Origin of the sequence: Actinocorallia populi (genome assembly GCF_002995495.1) — a bacterium.
Classification (GTDB): Bacteria; Actinomycetota; Actinomycetes; order Streptosporangiales; family Streptosporangiaceae; genus Actinocorallia; species Actinocorallia populi.
On sequence record NZ_PVZV01000005.1, the window covers coordinates 147209 to 171681 of the forward strand.

21 protein-coding genes are annotated in these 24473 nt (G+C 71.2%); 13 read left to right on the forward strand and 8 right to left on the reverse strand.

Translation table 11 applies throughout. The features are described from left to right. Nucleotides 1-50 precede the first annotated feature (50 nt). Both C2865_RS20800 and C2865_RS39505 read right to left on the reverse strand, forming a co-directional pair. Nucleotides 51-2504 (reverse strand): WD40 repeat domain-containing protein, encoded by a 2454-nt coding sequence (locus C2865_RS20800; RefSeq protein ID WP_106400209.1) that lies wholly within the window; start codon nucleotides 2502-2504, stop codon nucleotides 51-53. Further along, nucleotides 2505-2885, reverse strand: a complete 381-nt coding sequence (locus tag C2865_RS39505; RefSeq protein WP_157963834.1) for a hypothetical protein — start codon at nucleotides 2883-2885, stop codon at nucleotides 2505-2507. A 45-nt stretch (nucleotides 2886-2930) separates the two neighbouring features. Between C2865_RS39505 and C2865_RS20805 the strand changes: the two genes are divergently transcribed. Further along, the gene (locus tag C2865_RS20805; RefSeq protein WP_157963835.1) at nucleotides 2931-4361 is read left to right on the forward strand and encodes an ATP-binding protein; all 1431 of its coding nucleotides are present in this window, start codon (nucleotides 2931-2933) and stop codon (nucleotides 4359-4361) included. Between the two features lie 41 nt (nucleotides 4362-4402). Here C2865_RS20805 and C2865_RS20810 read toward each other — a convergent pair whose 3' ends face one another. After that, nucleotides 4403-4891, reverse strand: coding sequence for a hypothetical protein (locus C2865_RS20810; protein ID WP_106400211.1), 489 nt, complete (start codon nucleotides 4889-4891; stop codon nucleotides 4403-4405). Between the two features lie 283 nt (nucleotides 4892-5174). Here C2865_RS20810 and C2865_RS20815 point away from each other — a divergent pair, with 283 nt between their 5' ends. Then, on the forward strand, nucleotides 5175-6158 hold the full coding sequence (locus C2865_RS20815) for a tetratricopeptide repeat protein (RefSeq protein ID WP_106400212.1): 984 nt from the start codon (nucleotides 5175-5177) through the stop codon (nucleotides 6156-6158). Nucleotides 6159-6171: 13 nt separating this feature from the next. On the opposite strand, the gene C2865_RS20820 is transcribed toward C2865_RS20815, so the two are convergent. After that, nucleotides 6172-6804: a TetR/AcrR family transcriptional regulator gene (locus tag C2865_RS20820; RefSeq protein ID WP_232835736.1), complete on the reverse strand. Its 633-nt coding sequence runs from the start codon at nucleotides 6802-6804 to the stop codon at nucleotides 6172-6174. Between the two features lie 132 nt (nucleotides 6805-6936). On the opposite strand from C2865_RS20820, the gene C2865_RS20825 reads away from it, so the two are divergent. Continuing rightward, a complete protein-coding gene (locus tag C2865_RS20825) occupies nucleotides 6937-7998 on the forward strand; it encodes a hypothetical protein (protein WP_106400214.1) in 1062 nt (353 codons plus the stop codon). An 11-nt stretch (nucleotides 7999-8009) separates the two neighbouring features. Next, nucleotides 8010-9749, forward strand: coding sequence for a hydroxysqualene dehydroxylase (locus C2865_RS20830; RefSeq protein WP_106400215.1), 1740 nt, complete (start codon nucleotides 8010-8012; stop codon nucleotides 9747-9749). 1 nt (nucleotide 9750) lies between these two features. On the opposite strand, the gene C2865_RS20835 is transcribed toward C2865_RS20830, so the two are convergent. Further along, a complete protein-coding gene (locus tag C2865_RS20835) occupies nucleotides 9751-11100 on the reverse strand; it encodes an outer membrane protein assembly factor BamB family protein (protein WP_106400216.1) in 1350 nt (449 codons plus the stop codon). 105 nt (nucleotides 11101-11205) lie between these two features. Here C2865_RS20835 and C2865_RS20840 point away from each other — a divergent pair, with 105 nt between their 5' ends. Next, nucleotides 11206-11799, forward strand: coding sequence for a DUF4291 domain-containing protein (locus C2865_RS20840; RefSeq protein WP_106400217.1), 594 nt, complete (start codon nucleotides 11206-11208; stop codon nucleotides 11797-11799). Between the two features lie 144 nt (nucleotides 11800-11943). On the opposite strand, the gene C2865_RS20845 is transcribed toward C2865_RS20840, so the two are convergent. After that, entirely contained in the window at nucleotides 11944-12666 is a 723-nt protein-coding gene (locus C2865_RS20845; protein ID WP_157963836.1) for a CAP domain-containing protein, read from the reverse strand. A gap of 525 nt (nucleotides 12667-13191) precedes the next feature. Here C2865_RS20845 and C2865_RS20855 point away from each other — a divergent pair. Further along, nucleotides 13192-14025, forward strand: a complete 834-nt coding sequence (locus tag C2865_RS20855) for a siderophore-interacting protein (protein WP_106400220.1) — start codon at nucleotides 13192-13194, stop codon at nucleotides 14023-14025. 217 nt (nucleotides 14026-14242) lie between these two features. Here the strand turns inward: C2865_RS20855 and C2865_RS40875 are convergent, their stop codons facing one another. After that, complete coding sequence (locus tag C2865_RS40875; RefSeq protein ID WP_106400221.1) at nucleotides 14243-16618, reverse strand: AfsR/SARP family transcriptional regulator; 2376 nt, start codon at nucleotides 16616-16618, stop codon at nucleotides 14243-14245. Between the two features lie 105 nt (nucleotides 16619-16723). Here C2865_RS40875 and C2865_RS20865 point away from each other — a divergent pair, with 105 nt between their 5' ends. The 7 genes from C2865_RS20865 to C2865_RS20895 all read left to right on the forward strand — a co-directional run bounded on the left by C2865_RS20865 (nucleotide 16724) and on the right by C2865_RS20895 (nucleotide 22991). Beyond that, nucleotides 16724-17602 (forward strand): alpha/beta fold hydrolase, encoded by an 879-nt coding sequence (locus C2865_RS20865; protein WP_106400222.1) that lies wholly within the window; start codon nucleotides 16724-16726, stop codon nucleotides 17600-17602. A 130-nt stretch (nucleotides 17603-17732) separates the two neighbouring features. Then, the gene (locus C2865_RS20870) at nucleotides 17733-18011 is read left to right on the forward strand and encodes a DUF1905 domain-containing protein (protein WP_106400223.1); all 279 of its coding nucleotides are present in this window, start codon (nucleotides 17733-17735) and stop codon (nucleotides 18009-18011) included. Between the two features lie 159 nt (nucleotides 18012-18170). Then, a complete protein-coding gene (locus C2865_RS20875) occupies nucleotides 18171-18593 on the forward strand; it encodes an NUDIX hydrolase (protein ID WP_106400224.1) in 423 nt (140 codons plus the stop codon). A 384-nt stretch (nucleotides 18594-18977) separates the two neighbouring features. Further along, a complete protein-coding gene (locus C2865_RS20880; protein ID WP_106400225.1) occupies nucleotides 18978-19610 on the forward strand; it encodes a GNAT family N-acetyltransferase in 633 nt (210 codons plus the stop codon). Between the two features lie 53 nt (nucleotides 19611-19663). Beyond that, nucleotides 19664-20431 carry a DUF2071 domain-containing protein gene (locus C2865_RS20885; RefSeq protein WP_106400226.1) on the forward strand — a complete coding sequence of 256 codons (768 nt, stop codon included), beginning with the start codon at nucleotides 19664-19666 and terminating at the stop codon, nucleotides 20429-20431. Between the two features lie 333 nt (nucleotides 20432-20764). Further along, complete coding sequence (locus tag C2865_RS20890) at nucleotides 20765-22126, forward strand: alpha/beta hydrolase domain-containing protein (RefSeq protein WP_232835738.1); 1362 nt, start codon at nucleotides 20765-20767, stop codon at nucleotides 22124-22126. Nucleotides 22127-22169: 43 nt separating this feature from the next. Beyond that, the gene (locus C2865_RS20895; RefSeq protein WP_232835739.1) at nucleotides 22170-22991 is read left to right on the forward strand and encodes a poly(ethylene terephthalate) hydrolase family protein; all 822 of its coding nucleotides are present in this window, start codon (nucleotides 22170-22172) and stop codon (nucleotides 22989-22991) included. Nucleotides 22992-23040: 49 nt separating this feature from the next. On the opposite strand, the gene C2865_RS20900 is transcribed toward C2865_RS20895, so the two are convergent. After that, a complete protein-coding gene (locus C2865_RS20900; protein WP_106400227.1) occupies nucleotides 23041-24357 on the reverse strand; it encodes an outer membrane protein assembly factor BamB family protein in 1317 nt (438 codons plus the stop codon). Between the last annotated feature and the right edge of the window lie 116 nt (nucleotides 24358-24473).

Below are 24473 nucleotides of genomic sequence, written 5' to 3' on the forward strand. Positions count from 1 at the left end.
TCGAGGCACATGACCCTCCCGAGCGGGTCGGCGATGGCCCCGAGGCCCCGTCACAGGTTGCGGAGTTCGAGATAGTAGATGCCCGAACTGCTCGAACAGGCGATGCGATCACCTCGCGGATGCCAGGCGCATCCGGTGAGGATCGAGTCGCATGACATGGACGCGACGGGTGTGAAGCCGTTCACGCTCCATGTGCTGATCTCGCCGTTCTGGGAGACGCCTGCGAGCCTGGCTCCGTCGCGGGAGAAGGCCAGCCCGGTAAGGAACGAAGCCCGGGTGTCGAGTTGGGAATGCAGGCTTGTGTCGCGTAGATCCCAGACGTTTATTTTTCCATCACTGTGGCCGGACGCGAGCCAGCGCCCGTCCGGTGAGACGGACAGACACATGATCCTTCTTTCTCTGGGAAGCCGTCCGGGGGATGCGGGGGAGGGCGACTGAAGCCGGGCGACTTCGTGCAGCGTGGCGCGATCCCAGATTCTGATGTCGTGATGAGAACCGGCAGAGGCGAAGACGCCCGCCGCCACCTCGACGATCGCGTGGACGCCGTCCGCCGCCTCTTCTTCGATGGTGACGCCTCCGGAGAACCTCTTCTGAAGTGAGCCGTTTCTGTCCCAAAGGCAGATGCCGCCGTCTGAGAGCCCGGCGATGACCCTGCGTCCGTCCGCCGACACCCGCACGGTGTGGACACGGGGCGAGTCGTCAGAGGCTCGGGCGAACGTGGAGATCAGACGGCCGTCCGCGTCCCACCGCCGTACTTCTCCGTCCTCACCGCCGGTGACCAGCCACGTGCCGTCTGGGGAGACGGAGACAGAGGTCAGCGTCCCGGCGGCCTGGGGGACGGTCTTGGGGGCTGATCCATCGAAGCGGTGGATGAGAACGGTGTCCGGCTCGCCGGCCGCGGCCAGCCAGGAACCGTCCGGAGAGAAGTCGATATCGCGGGCCCACGCAGGTCTGGACTGCTCCGCCGGACGTTCGAGAAGCGTGCGATGATCCCACTCCCGAATGCTGGAGCCCAGATCGGAGGCGATGAGGGACCGCCCGCGGCGAATGAAATCGACATGTGTCAGCCTGGTCGGGAGGAAGACCGCTTCCTCGGATGCGATGACCGGATACCCGTTGTCCGGGTCCTTGGCCAGGTGGCGGATCCGCAGCGTCTCCCAAGCCCCGTGGGCGAGGTATCCGCCGCAAGGCGAGTAGGCCATCGACGTGAAGATCGCCGTGGTGCTGCGGTCGTCGAGCGTGTGGAGCCGGCCGGACTCGCAGTCCCACATCGCGAGCTTCGTGTCCCCATCCGCGACCGCGAGCCATCTTCCACTCGGATCGAAGGAGACGGCCAAGGAGAGGCCGGAAGCATCGACCTTCTCCTTGAACTCCCTCATGAGACGTCCCGAACGAGGGCACCACAATTGCCCTCGGCCATCGGAGTCGACGGAGGCGAGCCTCGTTCCATCGGGTGAGAAGCACACGCCGGAGAAGAATCCCTTGGTGACCGCATCGTCGAGATGGAGCGGCCGGGAGAGCCGACGGGACCGGTAGGCCACGCTGGACAGGAGTTGGAGGACGACCACCGCCGCTGCGAGTATCACGGCGTGACGCTCGCTCAAACCGAAGACGTAGGCGGACAGCAGGACACTGATGAGATAAGCGGAGAAAGCTCGGAGGTTGGCGATCTCCGGTCTTTCCTCTCTCCGGAGGAAGGCGCCGCCGATCAGGACGTCGACGAGCCTCCGCGAGAACGGTTTCTCAAAGGTGAGGGGAATTCCCCGCAGGTCGTAGACCGTGATGCCGATGCTGGAGACGACGAAGTACCGTCCCTGAGGCTCGAAGAGGGCCTTCGCCCCCACGGCGGTGACTTCAAAAGTTATCTTTTCGGCTTCGGGACGGGCCGGGTCCCAGATCTGGACATCTTTTGCGCCGACGGAGACGACGCATCCGTCCGGGCTGACGTCGAGTGACCAGACAGGGCCCTGGTGTCCACCGGTGGTCGCGGTGCGCTTGGCCTGGGGGTGACTCCAGACGGAGACGCCGCCATCGGAGTGGCCTGTCACCAGGCGGTCGCCGTCGTGCGTCACCTTCATGGCGGTGATCTCACTCGCCTCCAGCCGCAGCGTTCGCGTCAGCGCATGGTCCGCTCTGTCGGGAAGCGGCCATAGGCTTCGCAACCACGGGACGCCGAGGGACGATTCCGCGGCATCGATGATTTCTTCTGTCCCGGGCCGGTCGGTCAGGCGGGGCATGAGGACGGTCGCGTTGTCCCGCCAGTCCTCGGCCGGTGACCGGATGAGATGCCGGTACTGCTGGATCACGGTGCGCAGTTCGGCGACATCCGGTTCGTCCACCAGCATGAGGTCGTCGTCGATCGCGCCCGGCTCGGCCAGGCTCAGACGTCTGGCCCAGTATTGAACGGATCGTGCTGCGAGGAGGAGAACATCCCGATCGCCGCATTGCTCGGCGCGGGACAGCACTTCGCGCAACATGATCTCTTCAGTGGCCGGATGGCTCATTCACATCCCCGTGTTTTCGCTCTGCCCCGCCGCCGGCTGGTTATCGTACTTACATACTCGTCGTTTATCGGCGGTATGGGCCGGACCGTTGCATGAACGCGGAAAGGGACTGCCTTGGAGCCTTTCACCAGTGCGTTGCTGGGCTGGCTGACCGCGCGGTACGGGGAGAGGATCACCGGTGGCGCCGCCCAGAAGATCTTGGGGAGTGAGCAGCGGCGAGCATTCGATCGAGTGGTGGGGGAGGCCATAGAGAAAGCGGTTCGAGCGGTCGGCGATCGACTCGACGAAGGCCGGCGGAAATCCCTGGTGAAAAGGCTTCGCGGGGCGCGGGTCGCCCTCGGCGACGCGGCGGCCTATCCAGAGCTCGCCGGCGTCGTCCATGCCTGCCTCGCCTCCCCGGACCCGGAGGAGTCTCCGGACGGGCCGTTGAGTGGTTTTCCCGTCGACCGGACGGCCCTGGCGGAGGCACTGACCTTCTGGATCACCGACGGCGTCGTCCGGGACGCCGTCGGGGGCGGGCCGCTGTCCTCCCTCATGACGCACGTGAACTTCGGTCGGCTCTTCGAGATGAACGACCGGCTCCTCGGCTCCCTGACCAGGCTGGAGACGGTCGTCGGGAGGATCGACGAGACGCTGGCCCTCCTTCACTCGCTGGACCGGCGGGCCGCCTCCGCCGGCCGGCCGGCGGCCGGCGGGGAGTTCTCGGCGCTCGTCACCGAGCGGGCGCGGGGGTTCGTCGGACGGCGGCACGTCATCGCCGAGATCGACGCCGCGCTGTCGGCGCCGGACTTCTCCTCCGGCTACGTCTTCATCACCGGAGAGCCGGGAATCGGCAAGACGTCCCTGCTCGCCCACCTCGTGAGCGTCCGCGGGCTGCCCCACTACTTCAACAGCCGCAGCGAGGGGACCACTTCGCCGGCGGAGTTCTTCGCCAAGACCGCGGCCCAACTCGCCGAACGGTACGGGGTGTTCGTTCCGGACTCATGGGAGGCGTCGTCCGGCGGCGCCCTCTTCTCCCGGCTCCTGAGCGAAGCGGCCGCCCGGGCGACCGCCGAACGGCCGCTCGTCCTCGCCATCGACGCCCTCGACGAGGCGGACAGCCCTCCTCCGGGCGCCAACCGGCTCTTCCTGCCGCGGTCCCTCCCCGAGCACACCTACATCATCGTGACCTCCCGAGAGCTGAACGATCCCTCCCTGGCCGTGGACCGGCGCCGGGACGTCCACATCGCCGATGACTCGCCGGAGAACCTCGGCGACATCGCCGAGTACATCCGCGGCAGGACGGAGGGTCCGCACGCCCGGGAGCTCGCGGTGAGGATGGCCGCCTGGGGGATGACGAGCGCCCGGTTCGAGGACTTCCTCGTCACCAAGAGCCAGGGCAACTTCCTGTACGTCTTCCACATCGTCGAGGACATCAGCCGCCACCGCCTCACCCCGGAGGCGCTGTCCGACCCCCGGAAGCTCCCCAACGGGCTGCGCGACTACTACAAGGTTCACTGGCAGGTCATGAAGGAGCGCTGGCCGCCGTCTCTCGCCGACCGCTACGAGACGGCCTTGCGCTGCCTGGCGGTGATGCGCGAACCCGTCCCCCTCGGGGCCTGGACGGATCTCGCCCCCGACGTCGACGACGCCGTCGCCCGTCATGTGGTGGGCGAATGGCGCGAGTTCCTGAACACCCGCTGGAGCGATGACCACGACGAACCCGTCTACGCGGTGTACCACTCGACCTTCGTCGACTTCCTCCGGGTGGAGGGCCCCGGCCTGGAGCCCTACGAGCGGATGGTGTACCGGATCGAGAGGTCCCTGCTGCTCGACCTCCTCGGCGAGCGCCCGGCCACCGGAGACCGGCCGGGGTGAGGGGGACCGCGTCGGTGGCCTTGCGGGCGCGTCGTCCGGGGTCACCGGTCGCCGGAGTCGAAGGTCTCCGGGTCGTGTGAGCTGCTCCAGACGGCTTCGTCGTTCTTCGCGGACTCGCGGCCGCGGTAGGTGGTGCCGTCCACGTAGGCACGTTCGCGCTGGAGGGCGGCCATCCTCTTGCGGAGCTTCTGCTCGGCCTTGCTCACCTGGATCTTCTTGAGGCGGCGCGGGAGCCTGGCGGCGGCTCGGGCGCGGTCGTACTCCGACTGCTTCGCGCGGAGGGGGAGGAGTTCGGCTTCGATCTGGGCCAGGAGGCGCTCGCGTTCGACGGCGATCTTCTCGAGTGCGGTGCGCACGGTCGCGGCCTCGGCCTCCAGGCCGGGGCTCCGCCGGTTCCCGTGCCGGTCGAAGGCGCGTCGCCGGTCCAGTTCGGACCGCCTCGCGCGCAGTTCGGCCTCCTGCTCGCAGAGGCGAAGGCCGCGTTTCATGCGGGGGGTCAGCCGGGGGCGGGCGTCGAGGGGAACGCTCATACGTCCATGGTGAACGGGCTATTTGGACAAAAGCCATGAACATGGATGTGGTGTCACCTCGCGGAGAGGGGCTGCTGCGGGCGGGGTGAGGCGGGAGGTGGGTCTCCGGCGCCGCGGCACCGTCAAGTCCGGGCCGGGTGCCGTTCAAAAGGGATCGGCATAACGGGGGTGATATGCCCTATTTGGCCAGATATGTAGCAATACGGGTTTCTCGCCGGGGCGGGCGGACACCCCTGTAGCTGAGGTGGACCGTGACGGCGGTCCGGTGAGAAGGGGGACGCCGGTGGGATCACAGCACGCACATCCCGACCCGGCGCAGGCGCTGCGCACGGCGGTGTCGCTGGGGGACGAGGCGAACCGGCTGGTGGAGGAGGGGCGGCTGGACGAGGCGCTCCCGATCTCGGAGAAGGCGCTCGGGCTGCGCAGGGAACTCGTCGAGCGGGACCGGGACTCCAACATCCTGGACCTGGCGGCCACCCTGCACAACCACGCGGTGCTCTTGGCCGAGACCGGGCACCGGGACGAGGCGCTGCCGGTGTCGGAGGAGGCGGTCGCGCTCTGCCGGGAGCTCATCGGAGTCGACCGCGACACCTACCTCCCCGATCTGGCGATGACGCTGACCAACCAGGTGCTCTGGCTGGCGGAGGGCGGCCGGGACGAGGAGGCGCTGTCGGTCTCCCGCGAGGTGATCGCGCTCTACCGCGAACTCGTCGAGGTCGACCGCGACACCTTCCTCCCCGACCTGATGATCACCCTGATCAACCACTCGGTGCGGCTCGCCGAGGGCGGCCGGCGCTCCGAGGCGCTCGAGGCCTCGGAGGAGGCGCTGCTCTTCTCCCGGGAGCTGACGGCACGCGACCGCGAGACCTACCTCCCGTACCTGGCGATGTCGCTGAACAACCAGGGCCAGATGCTCGCGGAGCTGGGCCGCCCGGCGGACGCGCTCTTCGTCTCCGAGGAGGCGGTCAACGCCTACCGCGAGCTCATCCGGACCGACCGCGAGACCTACCTGCCGACCTTCGTCCGCAGCCTGGCGGCGGCCGGCTACGCCAGGGTCGTCGGCGGCCAGGTCAGCGAGGCGGTCGACCCCCTGCTCGAAGGGCTCGACCTCACCGAGGCGCTGCCCGACCACCTCCGCGACGAGCTCACCCCGGCCTTCGTCGGCATCCTGCGCGAGGCGCGCGCCGCCGACCCCGACGCCTTCGCCGTCCGGTACGCCCGGATCACCGGCGAGGACCCGCCGGAGTGGACTGAGGGCCGCACCTGAGAACGCGTCCGGCTCAGCGCGCGGACGGGGAGTCGCCGTAGACGCAGAGCCAGACGGCGCGGCCCACGGAGCGGGCGACCTGGGCGTCGCCCGAGGGGTCGTCGTTGCGGCAGTGCATGGAGATGGTGCGTTCCACCATCCAGGTCAGGAGGGCGGCGGTGGTGGGCGGGTCGAGCAGGGGCGCGACGGTGCCGGCGCGCCGCTCCTCGTCCAGGCGCCGGCGGGTCAGGGCGGTGAAGCGGTCGAGGCGGCCCTGGTAGTAGGCGGCGACGTCGGGGTCGTAGGCGGAGACCTCGCTGAGGGCGAGCAGGACCCAGCGGTTGGCGCGGTACTCGTCGATCATGCGGGCGATGGCCTCGGCGACGCCCTCGGGGCCGGTGGAGTGGTCGCCGCGCCACCAGGCGACGGCCGCGTCGAACATGCCCTGGCCGCCCTGCTCGGACAGGGCGATGAGCAGCCGGCTCTTGTCGGGGAAGTGCAGGTAGAACGTCGAGCGGGCGACGCCCGCGGCCTCGGCGATGCGCTGGACGGGCAGTTCGGTGTAGGGGGTTCCGTCGGCGACGAGCCGGTGGACCGCCTCGAGCACGCGGCGGGCCACCTCGTCGCGTCTCTCCCGTACGGCGCGGGAGCGCGAGATCGGGGGCACAGACCGGAGTCTAACCCGGTCCCTCCTCGATCGGACAGTGTGTCGACACACTGTTGACAGCATGTCCAGAGAGGCGCACACTCCGGGCGTCGCCCGAACGCCGTTCGGGTGTTCTCCCCGAGGAGGTGCCGCGTGCGTTCCCCCCGACGTCGTCTCGCCGCCATCGCCTGCACGGCGACCTCGCTGGCAGCACTGCTGCTCGGCCCCGCCGTCCGGCCCGTCTCCGCACGGGACGGGCTCCCGCTCACCGACATCAAGCGCTCCGACCTGACGCTCGTGCCCGGCAAGCTCGCCGAACCGTCCGACGACGGGCCGCACCCCGGCTCGTGGACGGAATGGTGGTACGCGCACGTCATGGACCCCGCCACGAAGCGGACGTTCATCGCCATGCTCTTCACCGCGCCGGTCCCCACCGGCCTGATCTTCTGGTACCCGGAGAAGGGGCGGAAGCTCGTCGTCCCGGTGCCCACGACCAGGGTGACCGCCACCGACCAGCCCGCCGTCCGCAGCAGCGTCGGCAACCTCGTCTGGGACACCGAGCGCGAGGTCTACCACCTGACCTGGGACGGCGGATTCGCCAAGGCCGACATCCGGTTCGAAAACGCCGTGCCGGGCGTGACCGGAGGCCCCATCCGCTACGACGGGGGCCAGGAGATGTACTGGACGTCCCCGGTCGCGACCAGCCACGTGAAGGGCTGGCTCAAACCGCCCGGCGGAAAGAAGATCGACGTCGACGGCTGGCGCGGCTACCACGACCACAACTGGGGCCGCTTCAACGTCGCCGACCAGGGCTACTCCGGCTGGGAATGGGGCGTCTCGCACGAACCGGACGGCAGTGCCACCCTGCTCGGCGGCGTCGTCAAGGGCGACGGGACGTGGCAGGGCGTCGTCGGCCGCGCCACCCCGTCCGGGACGTACGGCTGCATGGCCACCCTGAAGTTGTCGAAGTGGACGACCCACGGCCTGTTCACCTACCCCGAGACGACCAACGCCTCCTGCCCGAGCTCGCTGCACGCCACCCCCGAGGGGCTCGTCGGCGAACGCCCCGGGCTCGACGTCGACTTCCACGTCGTCGACCCGTTCATCCTGGACGTCGGGCTCTTCGCCCTGCCCGAGTCGCTGGGCCGCACGACCCCCGGCTCCCTCGGCCTCATCGAGCACATCCGCACCCTGTCGGCCAGGGTGAACCCGTGAGGAGCCCGCAGATGAGCCCTTCGCGCCGCCGCGTCCTGGCCGGGACGGCCCTCGCGCTCACCCCCGCGCTGCTGCCCGTGCCCGCGTTCGCCGCGCCGCGCCGCAGCGTCGCGGTGCTCGGCGGCGGCATGTCCGGGCTGGCCGTCGCGCACGAACTGGCCGAACGCGGCTTCTCCGTGTCGGTCTACGAACGCAGGGCCCTGGGCGGCAAGGCCCGCAGCATTCCCGTCCCCGGCAGCGGGACGGGCGGACGCCGGCCGCTGCCGGGAGAGCACGGCTTCCGGTTCTTCCCCGGCTTCTACCGGCACGTGACCGACACGATGCGGCGCATCCCGTTCCCCGGCAACGGCGGAGGGGTGCGCGACAACCTCATCGACATCTCCGCCGGACGCCTCTCGCGCAGCGGAGGCCGCTCCGACCTGGGCGTCCCCGACCTGCGAGGCGGGGGAGGGCTCGACGTCGACTGGCTACGGGAGACCTTCACCGGCCTGATCCAGCAGGTCACCGCGCTGCCCGCCCCGGAGGTCGCCTTCTTCGTCAACCGGTACATCGTCTACGTGACCAGCAGCGAGGCCCGGCGCCACGGCCAGTGGGAGAACGTCTCCTGGTGGGACTTCATCCGAGCCGGCGGCAGATCCTCCGAATACCAGGCGATCATGGCGAAGTTCCTCACCCGGGGGCTCGTCGCCGTCAAGGAGGAGGTCGCCAGCACCCGCACCGTCGGCAACATGGGCCAGGCGTTCCTGCTGTCGGCGATCGGCCTGGGCAACGACGGCGACGCGGGCCTCGCCCGGATGCTCAACGCCCCCACCAACGAGGCATGGATCGACCCGTGGACGGAGCACCTGCGCGAGCTGGGCGTCCGCTTCCACCTCGGGCAGACCGTGGAGCACCTGGACGTGAGGAACGGACGCGTCGACGCGGCCCGCACCGTCGACACGTCCGGGAAGCGCCACCGGATCGATGCCGACTGGTTCGTCTGCGCCGTTCCGCCCGACCGCGCGGTGCGGCTGTGGTCCCGCGACGTCCTCGCCCACGCCCCGGAACTGGAGGGCACCAAGGGCCTGCGCACCGACTGGATGAACGGCCTCCAGTTCTACCTGCGCGAGACCCCGCGCGGCCTGGGCGAGCTGCTGAGCTTCATGGACTCGCCGTGGCAGCTCACCGCCATCCTGCAGAGCAGCATCTGGAACCGCGACTTCGCCCGCGACTACGGCGACGGAAAAGCAGCGGACTGCCTGTCCCTGGACATCTCCGACTGGGACACGCCCGGCATGCTCTACGGCAGGCCCGCCCGGCGCTGCTCGCCCGCCCAGATCGCCAAGGAGTGCTGGGCCCAGATGAAGGCCCACCTGGAGGACACCGGCGCCTCGGTGCTCCCCGACGGCGTCCTGCACTCCTGGTTCCTGGACCCCGCGATCACCTGGCACCCCGAGACGGGCCGCAACACCAACGACGAACCCCTCACCGTCAACACCATCGGGTCCTGGAGCAAACGCCCCGAGTCCCGGACCGGCATCCCCAACCTCTTCGTGGCGGGCGACTACGTCCGGACCGACACCGACCTGGCCACCATGGAATCGGCGAACGAGTCCGCGCGGTCCGCCGTCAACGCCCTTCTGGACGCCGCGGACTCCGCCGCCGCCCCCGCCGCGACCTGGAAGCTCTACCAGCCCCCGGAACTGGACGCCCTCAAACGCCTGGACGCCCAGCGCTACAGGTCGGGCCGCCCCAACCTCTTCGACACCTGACTCACTCCTCTCCGGTGGCGAAGGCGAGGATCTCGGGATCGGTCTCGTTCGACGGGTCCCGCAGGACGAAGAGGACGCGGTCGGCGGTGACCAGGAGGTCGGGCCGCCAGCCCGCCGGGGCCGCGTGGCCGATCTCGACCCTGCGGGTCTCGGCGCCGGAGCGGGGATCGAGCGTGGTGAGGTCGAGGTGCTCGGAGACGCCCGGCTCGGAGAGGGCGAAGAGCCCGGAACCGGTGAGCCGCACGGCTTTGACGCCGTCCTCGAAGTGCACGCTCCAGGGCTTCCCGCCGGTCAGGGGATGGGAGACGAGGTCGTTCTGGTAGACCTCGGTACCGGGCCTGTCGATCACGGTGTGGATCCGGTCCTTCTCGACGATGACGGGGAAGGCCGGATCCAGGGTGTCGGCGGGGATGGCGGACCTCCGCTCACCGCTGACCGGGTCGAAGACGAGCAGCTCCTTCTTCCCGCGGTCACCGGCCTCCTGCACGTGGACCACCAGCGGTTCGGCGGAAAGAAGGGCCAGCCCCTCGACCGGCCCGCTCGTCCCCAGGTTGGTCGACCACCGGTCCCGGCCGCCGAGCTCGACCACCCCGAGCCTGCTGGAGTCCTGCGCGCAGACGTAGGTCGCGGCGACCCTGCCGCCGCCGACCGCGACCGAGGAGAAGGAGCACCCGGCGGGCGTCCGGAGGGAGCGGCGGGGGGTGCCCGTCCGCAGGTCGAAGACCTTCAACCCGGACGCGGCGGCCACGGCCGCGACCCCCGACCCGGTCTCGAGGCCGCCCTGCCCGTCGGACCGGCCTTCGACCGTGCGCTCCCACAGGACCCGGCCGGACGCCAGGTCGAGCGCCGCCACGTGATCACACCCCGCGCCGTCGGCGGTGTACGCGATGAGCCCGACGCCCCCGTCCGCGCTCCCGCTCGTCGCGCACACCACCTGCGGCCGGGGCAGCTCGTACGCCCAGCGCCGCTTCCCGTCCCTCAGGTCGTGGGCGAAGGCCCCGTCGGAGCGGACCCGGACGAGCGTGTCGGAGATGCTCCAGTGGCCCTTGGGTTTCAGGGTGTTCGGGCTGTCGGCCTCCACCGTCCACGCCCGCTCCAGCCGTTCGTCCTGGAGCACGTCGTGGACGACGTACCCCAGCCCGAGCCCCGCCACCGCGGACCCGACGAGCACCGCGCCCGGCCGCCCGCTCTCGGGCACGCCGACCAGCTTCACCAGGATCAGCAGCACCAGCCCCACGATGCCCAGCCAGGCGCCCTCGCCGTCGGAGCCGTACGCCCAGAGCCCGGCCACGAGAAAAGCCGCCGCCAGCCCGCGCAGCAGCCCCAGCACGGCCAGCAAGATCCACTTCATGTCGCGCGACCCTACGCGCCGATCTCCGGGCCCGGTGTCGCGGCTGACACATTCCCGGCGGAAAACCCGTTGTCGGGGAAGAAGGCGATACGGGAACGTGCCGGGATGGAGACCTTCGAGATCCGGGCCGACCACGACAGGGAGAGCATCGTCGTCTACCAGGCGTACGGCCGGGCGATAGGGGAGCCCGCCGTGGCCGCGGGCCGGTTCGTGCACCCGTTCTCCCGCGGCCGGATGACCTGGATCAAACCGTCGTTCCTGTGGCTCATGGGCCGCAGCGGCTGGGCGAGGAAACCGGGCCAGGAGATGGTGCTGGCCGTCCGCATCACCCGCGAAGGCTGGGAGAAGGCCCTGCGCCAAGCCGTCCTCACCAGCCCCGACCGCCGCGTGTACGCCGACGGCGCCGTCTGGCGCGAACGCATGAAGACGGCGCCCGTACGCGTCCAGTGGGACCCCGAACGCACCCTGCGAGGCGCCCACCTCGACGCCCGCAGCATCCAGGTGGGCCTCAGCCGCCACATCATCGACGAGTACGCCGACGACTGGACGCTCGGCATCACCGACCTGACCCCCACCGCCCGGAAGATCCACGACCTGCTGCGCCAGGGAAGGGACGACAAGGCCCGCGCCCTGCTCCCTCCCGAGAAGGTCTACCCGCTCCCCGAAGACCTGGCGCTCTCCCTGGGCATGCGCGCCTGACGAGAGCGCCGGCCGGCGGCGGCCCGCGCCCGTCCGCGTTCTGGGCCACCGGCTCTCGGAGACGTCCGTCGGGAGAGGGCCGTGGTGGGTGTCCGCGGGGATCGGACGGCTCCGAGGTTCTCCGGAGCCGTCCGATCGAGGGCGTCACCGGACGCAGTTCCCGAAGAGCTGCACGTACGCGGCGGCGGGGGTGGTCGAGCCGGCGGCCGGGTCCGCGCTGCCCCGGGCCACGGCGATTCCCGTCTCCCGGAACACCGGGTTGAGGATGGCGGCCCGGTGGCCCGGACTGCCCATCCACCAGGTGACGGCGGCCCGGGGCGTCACGCGGGCGGTGCCCCAGCCCGTATAGGTGTTCTCGGCGTAGTTGTAGCTTCTGCAGCCGGTGAGGTAACCGGAGGCGCGTACGCGTCCCTCGATGGTGGAACCGGTCTGCGGGTTGATGTGGGGATCGCACGTGGTGGGGTCGTTCTGCAGGGGCCGGCAGTTCTTTCCGGGCGCCACCTTCCCCCACCATTTCAGGGAGACGGCGGCCATGACGTGGCCTCTCGCGGCACTGTAAAGCGCGTTGTTGGAGGACAGCGCGGTCAGGTTCCGCGAGGTCCGCTGGGCGTTGACGAGGCACAGGACCGCGCTCCTGATCTGGTTCGCCTGGAGCGCGTAGCGGGCGAGGCCCGCGGAGGTGTTGGGGAAGGCGGATCTCGGCCGGTAGACCATGTCGCTGTTCGCGCAGGTCTGCGCGTTCCGGTGCGCCGCGGCGGCGTTCGCGCCCGGTGCGGCATGCGCGGGGGAGGCGTGGGCGAGCAGGCTCGCCACCACGGCTCCGGCCGTGACGACGGACGCCTGACGAAGGCGTGAGGTACGGAGCACGGCTGTCTCCCTTCTAGAGAAAAGCCTTGTGCGTCCGTTATGGCCCTGTTTGTGGCGAATAAAACTTATCTTCGGGGTGAAAGGTGGAAATTGCCTATATCGGCAAAATTCTTTTATGTCTAGTGCTTCCGCCTGCGGTGTCGTGCGGTTTTTGCCTTTCCCGGGCGCGTCGCTCACCGTGGGTGGGGCGTGGTGAAGGGGGTTTTTAGGGTGATTTGGAAAAGTTGATCAGTATTGGTTTGTTCCCCTAAGTCGGCCAGTTGCCCAGGCGGCTGACGGCCGCCTCCGGCGCCCCGGCCTCGGCCCTCGCGGGCGTGCTTTCTGCGCCCACGGTCGTCCCCTCCTCGGCCTGCGCGGCCCTGGCTGCTCCGGTCACCGCGCCCTTGGCCGCGGCGGTCTCGATTGCGGCGGTGTTCGGGGTGTGCGGGGGTTCGGTGGGGCGGTTCCGGCTTTCGGGCTGGCAGACTGGCGGGAAAGATGCGTCCTAAAGGCGTATTGCGGCTGGTGTGCCCGAAGGAGTGACGAATGGCGGAAGTACGGCGGGAGCGGCGGGCGCCTCAGGCCCGGCAGGGCGTGGTGGTGCGGGGCGAGTGGGTGACGCCCGGGATGCGGCGGGTCGTGCTGGGGGGAGACGGGCTGGCGGGCTTCCCGGCGGGGGAGTGGGCGGACCACTACATCAAGATCTTCTTCCCGAGGGAGGGCGTGGCCTACCCCGAGCCCTTCGACATGCAGCGGATCCGGGAGGAACTGCCGCGGGAGGACTGGCCGGTCACCCGGACGTACACGGTACGGCGCTGGGACCCCGAGTCCGGGGAGCTGACCGTCGACTTCGTCGTGCACGGGACCGAGGGGATCGCGGGCCCCTGGGCGGCCGCGGCGCGACCGGGGGACGTGATCCACTTCTCGGGTCCGGGCGGCGCCTACGCGCCCTCCGCCGACGCGGACTGGCACCTGCTGGCCGGTGACGAGTCGGCGCTGCCCGCGATCTCCGCGGCGCTGGAGCGGATGCCCGAAGGCGCCGTCGTCCGGGCGTTCGTCGAGGTGCCGGGACCCGGCGAGGAGCAGGCCGACGTCGAGAACGTCACCTGGATCCACCGGGACGGACGCCGGGTGGGCGAGGCGCTGACGGAGGCGGTCCGCGGCATGGACCTCCCCGCCGGACGCCCGCACGCCTTCGTGCACGGCGAGGCCGGATTCGTCAAGGACCTGCGCCGCTGGCTGCGCGTGGACCAGGGCGTCCCCCGCGAACTCCTGTCCGTCTCCGGCTACTGGCGCCTCGGCCACGACGAGGACGGCTGGCAGGCCAGCAAATCCGAATGGAACGCCACCGTCGAAGCCGAGCAGGAGAAGCCCGCCTGACCCGCCCCTCCCGCGGCATCACCCGCCCCGGCCTCCCGACGGCCCCGCCCGTCCCGGGGCCTCAGCGGTGCTGTCCGTCCCGGGGTCTCGGCGGCTCCGTCCGTCTCGGGGCTTCGGTGGTGCTGTCCGCCCCGGGCTCCCGACGGCCCCGCCCGTCCCGGGGCCTCGGTGGCTCCGCCTGTCTCGGGGTCTTGGCGGGGCTGTTCGGGCCGGGGCCTCAGCCGTGGTGTCGGAGGGCGGCGGTGAGCTCGTCCAGGTAGCGGGAGACCGGGCCGAGGGTGAGCAGGCCGCTGCCCGCTCCGGCGAGTTCCGCCGAGGCGGGGGAGAGCGCGTGCAGGGCGCGTTCCATCGTCCCGGTGTCGCCGACGGCGACGGCCGCGCGGGCCAGGAGGCACCACAGCGCCTCGAGGAGCAGGCCGGGCGGCGGTTCGGGCGCCTCGCGCAGGGCCGCCGCCGCCTCGGCGCGGCGGCCCTGCTCCAGCAGGACCAGCGGGCGGACCCACGGCTCGTACGGTCCCAGGCCGGTGTGCTCGCCGAGGGGCAGCGCGTGCCGCAACCGGACGGACAGGAGCGCCAGCGGCAGCAGCCCGTCGGCCAGCCCCGGCATCCCGGCGCCGTCCAGCAGCCGGGCGGCGGCGCGGTAGGCGTCCTCCTGCTCGGCCGCGGACGCGCGCCCGTCCGCGGCGAGCCGCAACACCCGGTACCACTCGGTGAAGATCCCCACCAGCGGGATCTCGTGCCGTCCGGCCAGCCGCCCGACGGCGAGGGCGTGCCGGTCGGCCGCCGGAAAGTCGCCGAGGGCGCCGAGCGCCTGAAGCCGGACGAGATGCCCCAGCACCTCGAAGGTGACCAGCCCGTGCCGGGCGCCCAGCGCGACCAGCTCCGCGCCGATACCGTCCCGGCGCGGAGCCAGCCCGGCCCGCCGGAACGACTGCATGAACACCCCGTTGAGCGCGAACGCCAGCAACGCGGGATCGTCCAGCTCCCGCGCGATCCGCTCGGCCTCCAGAGCCGCCTCCGCCCCCCGCGCCGACCGCACCCCTCGCGACTCCACCGCGATCGTGGCCAGCAACCGAGCCCGAACAGCCCCATACCTCCCGAACAGCGCATCTCCCGACCCTCCGCCCCGCCCGAGCCCGTCGTCCGCACCCGCGTCCCCCACACGTCCACGCGCACGCCGGACGCCCGGCATGTCGTCTGTCATGTGGGTTCGAGCGATTTCGCGTCCACCGGCCGCGTTCGAGTCCGGCGCAGGGGCGGCCCTGTGTCGTATATCTGATATATCGCCCATCGTGTTGGTTCGTGCGGTTTCATGTCCGCCGGTCGGAGTGCCCGGTGCTTGATCCTGTGCAGGTTCGCGTCCACCGGTCGCACCCGCGTCCGGTGTCCGGGCGGGTTCATGCGGGGCAGGCGGGATGTCGTCTGTTGTGTGGGTCTGTGCGGGTTCTCGTTCGTCGGCTGCACCCGTGTCCGGACTCTGTGCGGGTCCATGCGGGGTGGGCGGGGCGGGGGTCGCGGGTGGGAGGGAGGCGAGGGTGCGTTCGGCGGCGGCGATGATCTGGGCGGCCTGGCGGGGGTCGTCGGGGCGGGTCCAGAGGGCGGGGACGTCGTAGGCGCCGATCACGCGGGCGGTCAGCTCGGGGTCGCCGAGCTCTTCGGCGGCGGTGATGGCGGCGAGGCGGTGTTCGCGGGCGGCTTCGAGGCCGCCGCCTCCGGTGATCGCGAGGGTGCGCAGGAGGCCGACCGTGGACTCCAGGCGGATCCGGGCGCCGGATGCCACGGTGCGGTCGTAGGCGGCGGCCGCGCGCGTCCACACCCGTTCGGCCGCGTCCTCGGGGGACAGGCGTTCGGCCTGGCGGAGGATGTCCTCCTCCAGGCGGCGCAGGGCGGGGCCCGGGTCGATGCCCAGCTGCTCGGCCAGGAGGGTCCGTGCCCGGCGCAGCACGGCGAGCGCGTCGCCCTGGCGGCCGGCGCGGTACAGCGCCAGGGCCAGCAGCCGCCAGGCGTTCTCGCGCCAGGGGTGCTCGGTCACGTGCGCGTCGAGGTCGGGCACCGCCTCGGCGGCCGGTCCCGCGGCCAGCAGCGCCTCGGCACGGAGTTCGACGGCGTGCAGCCGCAGCTCCGCCAGGCGGGTCCGCTCGGCGGCGGCCCAGGGCTCCGCGGTGAACTCGGCGTAGGCGGGCCCCCGCCACCAGCCCAGCGCCTCCTCGAGCCGGGTGGCCGCCTGCCGGGGCGGCTCCTTCGACGCCTCCTCGACCGCCCTTTCGAAACGCCAGGCGTCCACCGCGTCCGGCTCGGCGCGCAGCGCGTACCCCGGACCCCGGGTGACCAGCGTCCGCGCGGGCGCCCGGGGCGGGCGCTCCGGCTCCAGGGCGCGCCGCAACGCCCCCACGAAGGTGCGGATCGCGCTCACCGCGCCCGCCGGAGGGTCCTCCCACAGGTCCTCGGCCAGCAGCGGGACCGGGACGACCCGGCCGCGGGCGACGATCAGCCGTGCCAGCACGGCCCGGTGCCGGGGGCCCTTCAACCCGATCGGGCGCCCCGCCGCGTCCCAGGCGGCCACCGGCCCCAGCACCCCGAAGGAAACCTCCACCCCGACCTCCCTCCCGGGCCTTCGGCCCGGCTCGTACTGACCGGATGCTCATCCGGCCCCGGCAGGCTGAAGGCATCCAAGGATCCACCGAGTGAACGGAAGACCATGACGCCCGTCATCCCCGGTTTCGACTACCAGCGCGTCCCCGTCGCCGAGGGCGTTTTCCTGCACGCCGCGGTCGCCGGGTCGGGCCCGGCGGTCGTGCTGCTGCACGGCTTCCCCCAGACCCACCTGATGTGGCGGCACGTCGCCGCCGACCTCGCGGCCGACCACACCGTGGTCTGCCCGGACCTGCGCGGCTACGGCGCCAGCGACAAACCCGCCGAGACCGACGGGACGACCTACTCCAAGCGCACCATGGCCGCCGACGTCGCGGCCCTGGCCCGCGCCCTGGGCCATGACCGCTTCGCCCTGGCCGGACACGACAGGGGCGCCCTCGTCGCCTTGCGCGCCGCCCTCGACCACCCCGAGTCGATCACCCACCTCTCCTGTCTGGACGTCCTGCCCACCCTGGACATGTGGGACGTCATGCACGGCGCCACCGCCGCCGTGGGCTTCCACCTCTACCTGATGGCCCAGCCGCCCGGCCTCCCCGAACAGATGATCGCATCCTGCCCCGATCTCTTCTTCGGCCACTTCCTCGACCTGTGGACGACCGACCCTGCGGCCATCCCCGCCGACGTCCGCGCCGCCTACCTGGACGCCTGCCGCGCCGCGGTCCCCTCGATCGTCGCCGACTACCGGGCCTCCGCCGGCATCGACGTCGCCCACGACCAGGCCGACCGCGCCGCGGGGAACCGCCTGCGCATGCCCGTCACCGTCCTCCAGCAGGACTGGGGCGCCGCCCTCGGCTACGACGCCGCGGCCGTGTGGGGCGCCTGGGCCCCCGACCTGCGGCACCTCACCGTCACCAGCGGCCACTTCATGGCCGAGGAGGCCCCCGCCGACGTCACCGAGGCGCTCCGCGAGCTCCTCACCCGCTGAGGCCCGGAACCCGGCGGGAAATGTCACAGGGCCGTGCCGCAGTGGCCGCGTACACGACGGTGCAGGCCGAGCGGGGAAGAGGGCATGACGGGGACGACGAGGAGCACCGGCCGTACGGGGGCGTCGGGCGGTGCCTGAACCGGAGGTGTTCGAGGTGGCCCTGTTCCGCTGGCAGGGCGAGGACGCCTGGGTGTTCGCCCCCGTCCCCGCGGAGCACGCGCCGGACGGCGCGGGCCCCTTCGGCAGGGTCCCGGTGATCGCCACGGTGGACGGCCGCACCTGGCGGACCAGCGTCTGGCGCGGCAAGACGGGCACCTGGGCGTTGGCGGTCCCCGCCCGTATCCGCGCGGGCAAGGACGACGGCGACACCGTCAGCGTCGCCGTGGAGGTCGACCACACCCGCCTGTGATCCCCGCGCTCCGGCCTGCCGAGGCCAGGCCGTGGCGGCCTGGCCCGGGCCACCGGGTCGGGCCGGTCGCCGGAGCCGCGGAGCCGTCGTGATCGTCCCGTGACCGGCGGGGATCACCATGGCCCTGGCACGTCGCGGAACTCGAAACGGGGTGGGGAAATGGGCAAACTCTGGCCGGTTTCTGTGAAAGGGGTGGTTCTCGACGCGAAGGGGCGAGTTCTACTGCTGCGGAACGAGCGCCGGGAATGGGAGTTGCCGGGAGGCAGACTGGAGGACGCGGAGACCCCGGAGGAGTGCGTCGTCCGGGAGATCTCCGAGGAGTCCGGCTGGACGGCCGAGGCGGGCCCGTTGCTGGACGTATGGGTGTACGAGCCGCTGCCCGGCGCCAAGGTGCTCATCGTGACCTACGGGTGCCGCCTGCCGGAGGCCGCCGCCGCTCCGAGGCTGAGCCACGAACACGCGGAGATCGGCCTCTTCGAGGCGGAGGAGATCGAGGATCTCGTCATGCCGGAGGGATACAAGGAGTCCATCCGAGCCTGGTACCGCCGGGAGGCGCGGCCGTCCGGTCCCACACCCGGGTAGCGGCCCGCGCTGCCGGGACGGGGTCTCTCGCCGGTCCTGCCGAGAGCGCATCGATACAGGACCTGCTGGTTTCGGGAGCCGGTCCGTACGGGATGCCGGGCGTGCGTCGGGGCGGTTTCCCGGTTTCTGGGAGCCGGTCCGCGTGCGAGTCTGCCGGGGACGCGTACCGGACGGGCCTCTCCTGGTCTTCGAGAGCCGACCCGAGCGCCGCCGGGACGGGCTTCTCCGGCGGCCGGTTCGAGCGCGGACCTGCCGGGTTTTTCGGTTTGACGGTCGGCGGAACCGGCCGCCATGATCGTCGGCGTTCATCCGGAGGATCCGAGGGACCTGGCCCTGCGACGGTCCGGCGTCCGCCGATGCCAGGAGCGATGAGGAGTCGACGTGATGCGTTCCCCGTTCGGTGCGCCCGTGCTCGAAGGCTCGCTGGTCAGGCTCGAGCCGCTGGCCAGGGGGCACGCGGAGGACCTGGCCGTGGCCGCGGAGGAGGATCGCGGCGGCTACGGGTTCACGCCCGTGCCCCGCGCCGGTGGGATCGAGGACTACCTGGAGGCGCATTTCGCGCGGGCCGCGCAGGGGGTCGTCCCGTTCGCGCAGGTCCGGCGGTCCGACGGGCGGGCGGTGGGCTGCACGGCGTACCTGGAGCCGCGCTACCGGTCGGGGCGGGACGGGCTCTTCGCCGTCGAGATCGGGTACACGTGGCTGGGCGCGTCCGCGCAGGGCACGGGGATCAACGCCGAGGCGAAGTTCCTGCTGCTGCGCCATGCCTTCGAGGTGCTCCGGGTGGCGCGGGTCGACATCAAGACCGACGCCCGCAACGAGCGGTCGCGGCGGGCCATCGAGGCGCTCGGAGCCTGTTTCGAGGGCGTCCTGCGGAACTGGTCGATATCGTGGGCGCCGGGGGAGGACGGCCTTCTGCGGGACTCGGCGATGTACTCCGTGGTCGACTCGGAGTGGGACGGGGTCAAGGAGCGGCTGATCGGACGGCTCGCGAGGTACACGGTCGCGAACCGGGCCTGACGGGACGAACAGCCCTGCCGTACGGGACAGCGCGGAAAGTATCGTCTGCCGCCATGACCTTCCCCGGTACGACCCGTCCGCCGCTGCGCTGGTACCACGCGGAGACCGAGCTGGACGACTTCGCGATCGTCACCTACCGCGTGGCCTCCTCCGCCCTCGCCGCGTGCCTGCCGGACGGGTTCGCCCCGCGCGAGGTCGCCTTCGACGACGGTACGACGGGCGCGCTCGTCTCGGCCGTCGCGTTCGCCGACCGCGACTTCCACTTCCGCTTCTGCCCGCCGGTCGCGATCTCCTGCGGCCAGATCAACTACCGCGCCTACGTCACCGCGCACGGCAGGCCCGGTGTCTGGTTCTTCGCCACGGGCCTCGACCATCGCGTGGTGGGCCTGCCGAGGCTGCTGTGGGGCATGCCCTGGCGGCGCAGCCGCATCACGATCGACGCCGGCTGGAGCGACGGCGCAGCGCGGTGGCGGCTGACCACGTCCGACGAGTCGGGCACCGGTGGTTGCGACGCGGCCGAGACGGGCCCCGCCCCCGACCGGCTCGACGGCTTCCCCGACCGCAACGCGTGGCTGGACTTCCTCACCCACCCCACGTCGGGCTGGTACCGGCGCCCCGACGGCCGCGTCGGGGAGTACAGCATCTGGCACCCGCCGATGCGGCCGCGCCTGCTCAAGGCCGGATCCGCACGCTTCCCCCTCTTCGAACGCCTCGGCCTGATCGATTCCGGCACGGCTCCGCACTCGGTGCTCGCCCAGCGGACGCTCCACTTCGACATCCACACCCCACCGCGCCGCTACGTGAGAGGAACGCGGCCTTAGTGCTGCAACGGCAGGTCACTCAGGCTGAATCACCGATCAGTGGTGATACCGGCCGGTATCTGAGTTTCGATGCCGCGCTCGGGTGGGTGGCGGTTTCATAAACGATCCTGTCGTAGCCGTAGGAGAACGGTCCGGCCCGCGGGCATACGGGATCGTGCGCGGAGGGGCCGTGCGGCGTACGGATCCGTGCGGCGTACGGACCCTGCGGCGTCGGGTCTGACGCCGTATCAGGCCACCGGAAGGCCGGTGATTTCACCGATGCGCGCGGGAGGCGCGCGTCGGATCGTCTCTCGTACGCGGGTGGGAGCGGCCCTCCGCGTACGAGAGGAGCACATGATGATCTTTTCGTCCCGGCCGTTCCGGTTCCTGCTGGGCGGGGCCGTCGTGGCCGCCGCGGCGGTGACGGGTGGCGGCGTCGCGGCGGAGGCTCCGGGAACGGCGCCGGTCGTGGAAGGCCCGATCCCCGGGACGCTACCCGGCGACCCCAAGGCCCCGGACATCGCGGAAACCTATCCGTGGATGTCAACGGACGTGGCTTCCAAGGGGTACGTGGAGCAGGAGTTCTACCTCTCCGGTGAAGCGGACGCCTACAGCACGACCGGCGAACTCATCGACTCCGACGTTCCGTACCGGACCCGCGTCATCGTGCGCAGGCCCGCACGTCCGGCGAAGTTCAACGGCACGGTGCTGACGGAGTGGCAGAACGTCACCGCCGGGTACGACCTGGACGCGCTGTGGACGCCCGAGCAGATCACCCGCGCCGGATATGCATGGGTCGGAGTGTCCGCCCAACGCGTCGGCGTCGACCACCTGCGCGGCTGGAGCCCCGCGCGTTACGGCGGCCTCGACGTCACCGGAGGCGGCCGTTTCACCACCGACCAGCTCTCCTACGAGGTCTTCGCGCAGGCCGCCAAGGCGATACGCGACTCCCGGGGCACCGTACTGGGCGGTCTGAAGGCCAGAAAAGTGCTCGCCATCGGCGCCTCGCAGTCCGCGGCGCGCATGACCGTCTACTACGACGCCGTCCTGCCCAAGACCGGCGCGGTCTTCGACGCTTTCGCCAACATCGTCGGCCCCGCGCCCGCAAGGAAGGGCGCCGAACCGGTGTTCCAGGTGCTGTCCGAGACCGACGTGCGCACCCCCGCCCGCCGTCCCGACGACGACGTCTTCCGCCGCTGGGAGGTCGCGGGCACCGCCCACTCCGGCTGGCACGGCCAGAACTACCGCGCGCCGATCCTCGAACGAGACCTGGGCGCGGCACCGGCCTATGAGTGCGCCCGTCCGCCGTTCAGCCGCATCCCGCTGCACCACGTGATCGCCGCCTCCTACGACCATCTGGTCCGCTGGACGAACGGTGCCCGGCCGCCGTCCGCGCCTCCGCTGGAGTTCAACGCGGACGGCACCAAGGCCCGCGACGGGCTCGGCCTGGCCCGAGGCGGCATCCGGCTGTCCCAGATGGAGGCGCCGATCGCCCTCAACACCGGCGACAACTCGGGTGAGACCTTCTGCGTGCTGTTCGGCACCCACATCCCGTTCGAGAAGTCCCGGCTCGACGAGCTCCACCCCACCCACGGACGTTATGTCGCCGCAGTCGTCAAGGCCGACAAGGACAATGTCCGCGCCGGTTACCTGCTCCCCGCCGACGCCCGCCAGAACCTCCGGGACGCCGCCGCGTCCGACGTCGGCAAGCGCTGAACCTCCGCGAACCCCGTCCCGCCGATTCGAGGAGATCCCGCCCGTGAAACTCAGACGTCTGTTCACCGTCGTAGCGGCCCTCGCGCTGCTCCAGCTCTCGGCCGCCCCCGCCCAGGCCCTCCCCGGCGGCTCCGGCCCCTACCCGGCCGACTACGAGACGACGTTCCGGCTCCCCGGCCACACGATCTACCGGCCGCAGAACATCCCGTCCGGGGTGAAGCTGCCGATCGTCGCCTGGGGCAACGGCGCCTGCCGCGCCGACGGAACCTGGTTCGAGAACATCCTCAAGGAGTTCGCCTCCCACGGCTTCCTGGTCATCGCCAACGGCCGCCCCGGCGGCTTCGGCTCGACCGACGCCGGCATGCTCATCGACGCCATCGACTGGGCCGTCGCCGAGAACACCCGGTTCGGCAGCAGGTACCGCGGCAAGATCGACACATCCGAGGTCGCCGTGATGGGCCAGTCCTGTGGCGGTCTGGAGGCCTACGAGGCGTCCGCCGACCCGCGCGTCACCACCACGGGCGTTTTTAACAGCGGCATGCTCGACGACTCCGACAACTGGCGGCTCGCCCGCCTCCACGCACCCGTCGCCTACTTCGTCGGCGGCCCCGAGGACATCGCCTACCCCAACGCCATGGACGACTGGGACCGCCTCCCCGCCGGTCTCCCCGCGTTCATGGGCAACCTCGACGTCGGCCACATGGCCACCTACAGCGAGCCCAACGGCGGCGAGTTCGGCCGCGTCGGCTCCGCCTGGCTCACATGGCAGCTCAAGGGGGACACCGCCGCCAAGCAGCTGTTCGTCGGCTCGAACTGCGGTCTGTGCGGCACCGACTGGGACGTCCGGCAGAAGAACCTGACCTGACCTCCTCCACCAGGCCGCCCTCCACGGAGGGCGGCCTCTTCTTCCCCGCTCAGAAGGCGAACGCCTGCGCTTCTGAGCGGTCCTGCAGGACGAAGAGCACCCGGTCCGAGGTGGTGTGAAGGATGGGGGAGCCCGTTCCCGAAGCCGAATAGGGCACGGTGACCTCTCGGTTCACGGTGCCGGAACGGGCGTCGAGGGCGGCGAGCGTGGTCGGAGCGGCGAAGCCGGAGCCGTAGGTGGCGAAGAGCGTGGAACCGGCGAGGTGGGCGCTGCGGAGCGGCCCGTCGAAAGTGGAGGACCATAGAAGTTCGCCGTCCAACGCATAAGTACGGACGGCGGATTTGCCGTCCGCGACGTGGATTCGGCCAGCACCGAAGAGCACCAGGGCGTTCTCCTGGGGAGGAACGGGGACCGTGCCCGTGCGTGTGCCGTCGCGCGGGTCGAGAACGAGGAGTTCGCGCTTCTCGGAGGCTTTCCACTGGAGTACCAGAGGGGCGGCGGAAAGAACGGTGATCTGCCCGGCCTTCTGCTCGGCCGCCCAAAGGGTTTTGCCCTGGAGGTCGGCCGCGACGAGGCGGACGGAGCCGTCCTTGCAGGAAGCGGCCGCGACGAACCGGCCATCACCGACTCGTACGGGGGAACGGGAGTCGAACGTGCATCCCGCGGGAGGACGCGGAGCCCGGCGAGGCTTGCCCGTCTGCAGGTCGATGACCCTCAGCCCGGCACGGGTCGGCCGGACGGCGATCCCCGACCCGGTCTCCCAGCCGGGTTCGCGGTCAGGCACATCCGTCTTCGCCGCCCACAGCGACCGCCCCGTGCTCAGATCGAGCGCCGTCAGCCGGTCGCAGCCCTTTTCGCCGGACGAGAAGGAGACGAGCCCCACCCCTTCGTCCGTGTTCCGGCTCGCCTCGCACACGGAGAGCTTGCGGGACCAACGCGGTCGTCCGTCTCGCACCCCGTACGAGGCCACCCCGTTCGCACGCACCCGTACGAACGCGTCGGCGGTCGTCCAGAACCCCTTCGGCTCGTGGCCGCCCGACTCGTCCGCGGGCAGCGTCCACGCCGTCTCCAGGACTTCGCCCCGCAGCATCGCGTAAGCGCCGTACCCGACGGCTTCCCCCAGCAGGAGCGCCACGACGAACATCCCCGCGAAGCGCCCCAGCCGCCGGAACCCGGGCCATCTCATCCGGAGCTGCCGGGGGAACGCGAGCCTCCGCAGCAGGAAGGCACCCGCCGTCCCCAGCAGGAACCACAGGCCGAGGAAGAAGAGCCACCCTCCGCTGCCTCCCCGCTGGACCGCCAGGATCCCGCCTCCGGCGCAGGCGGCCCCCACCCCCACCGCGAACCCCGCCACGAGCGCTTTCATAACGAACAACGCTATATCCCCAGGAAAACCGAAGATCCCTTCCGTCTCACCGCTGACAAGAGCGGTCGTCCGCCGGTGCCCCGATGGCGGCCGCGGTCCGGCGGTGCGTCGCGATC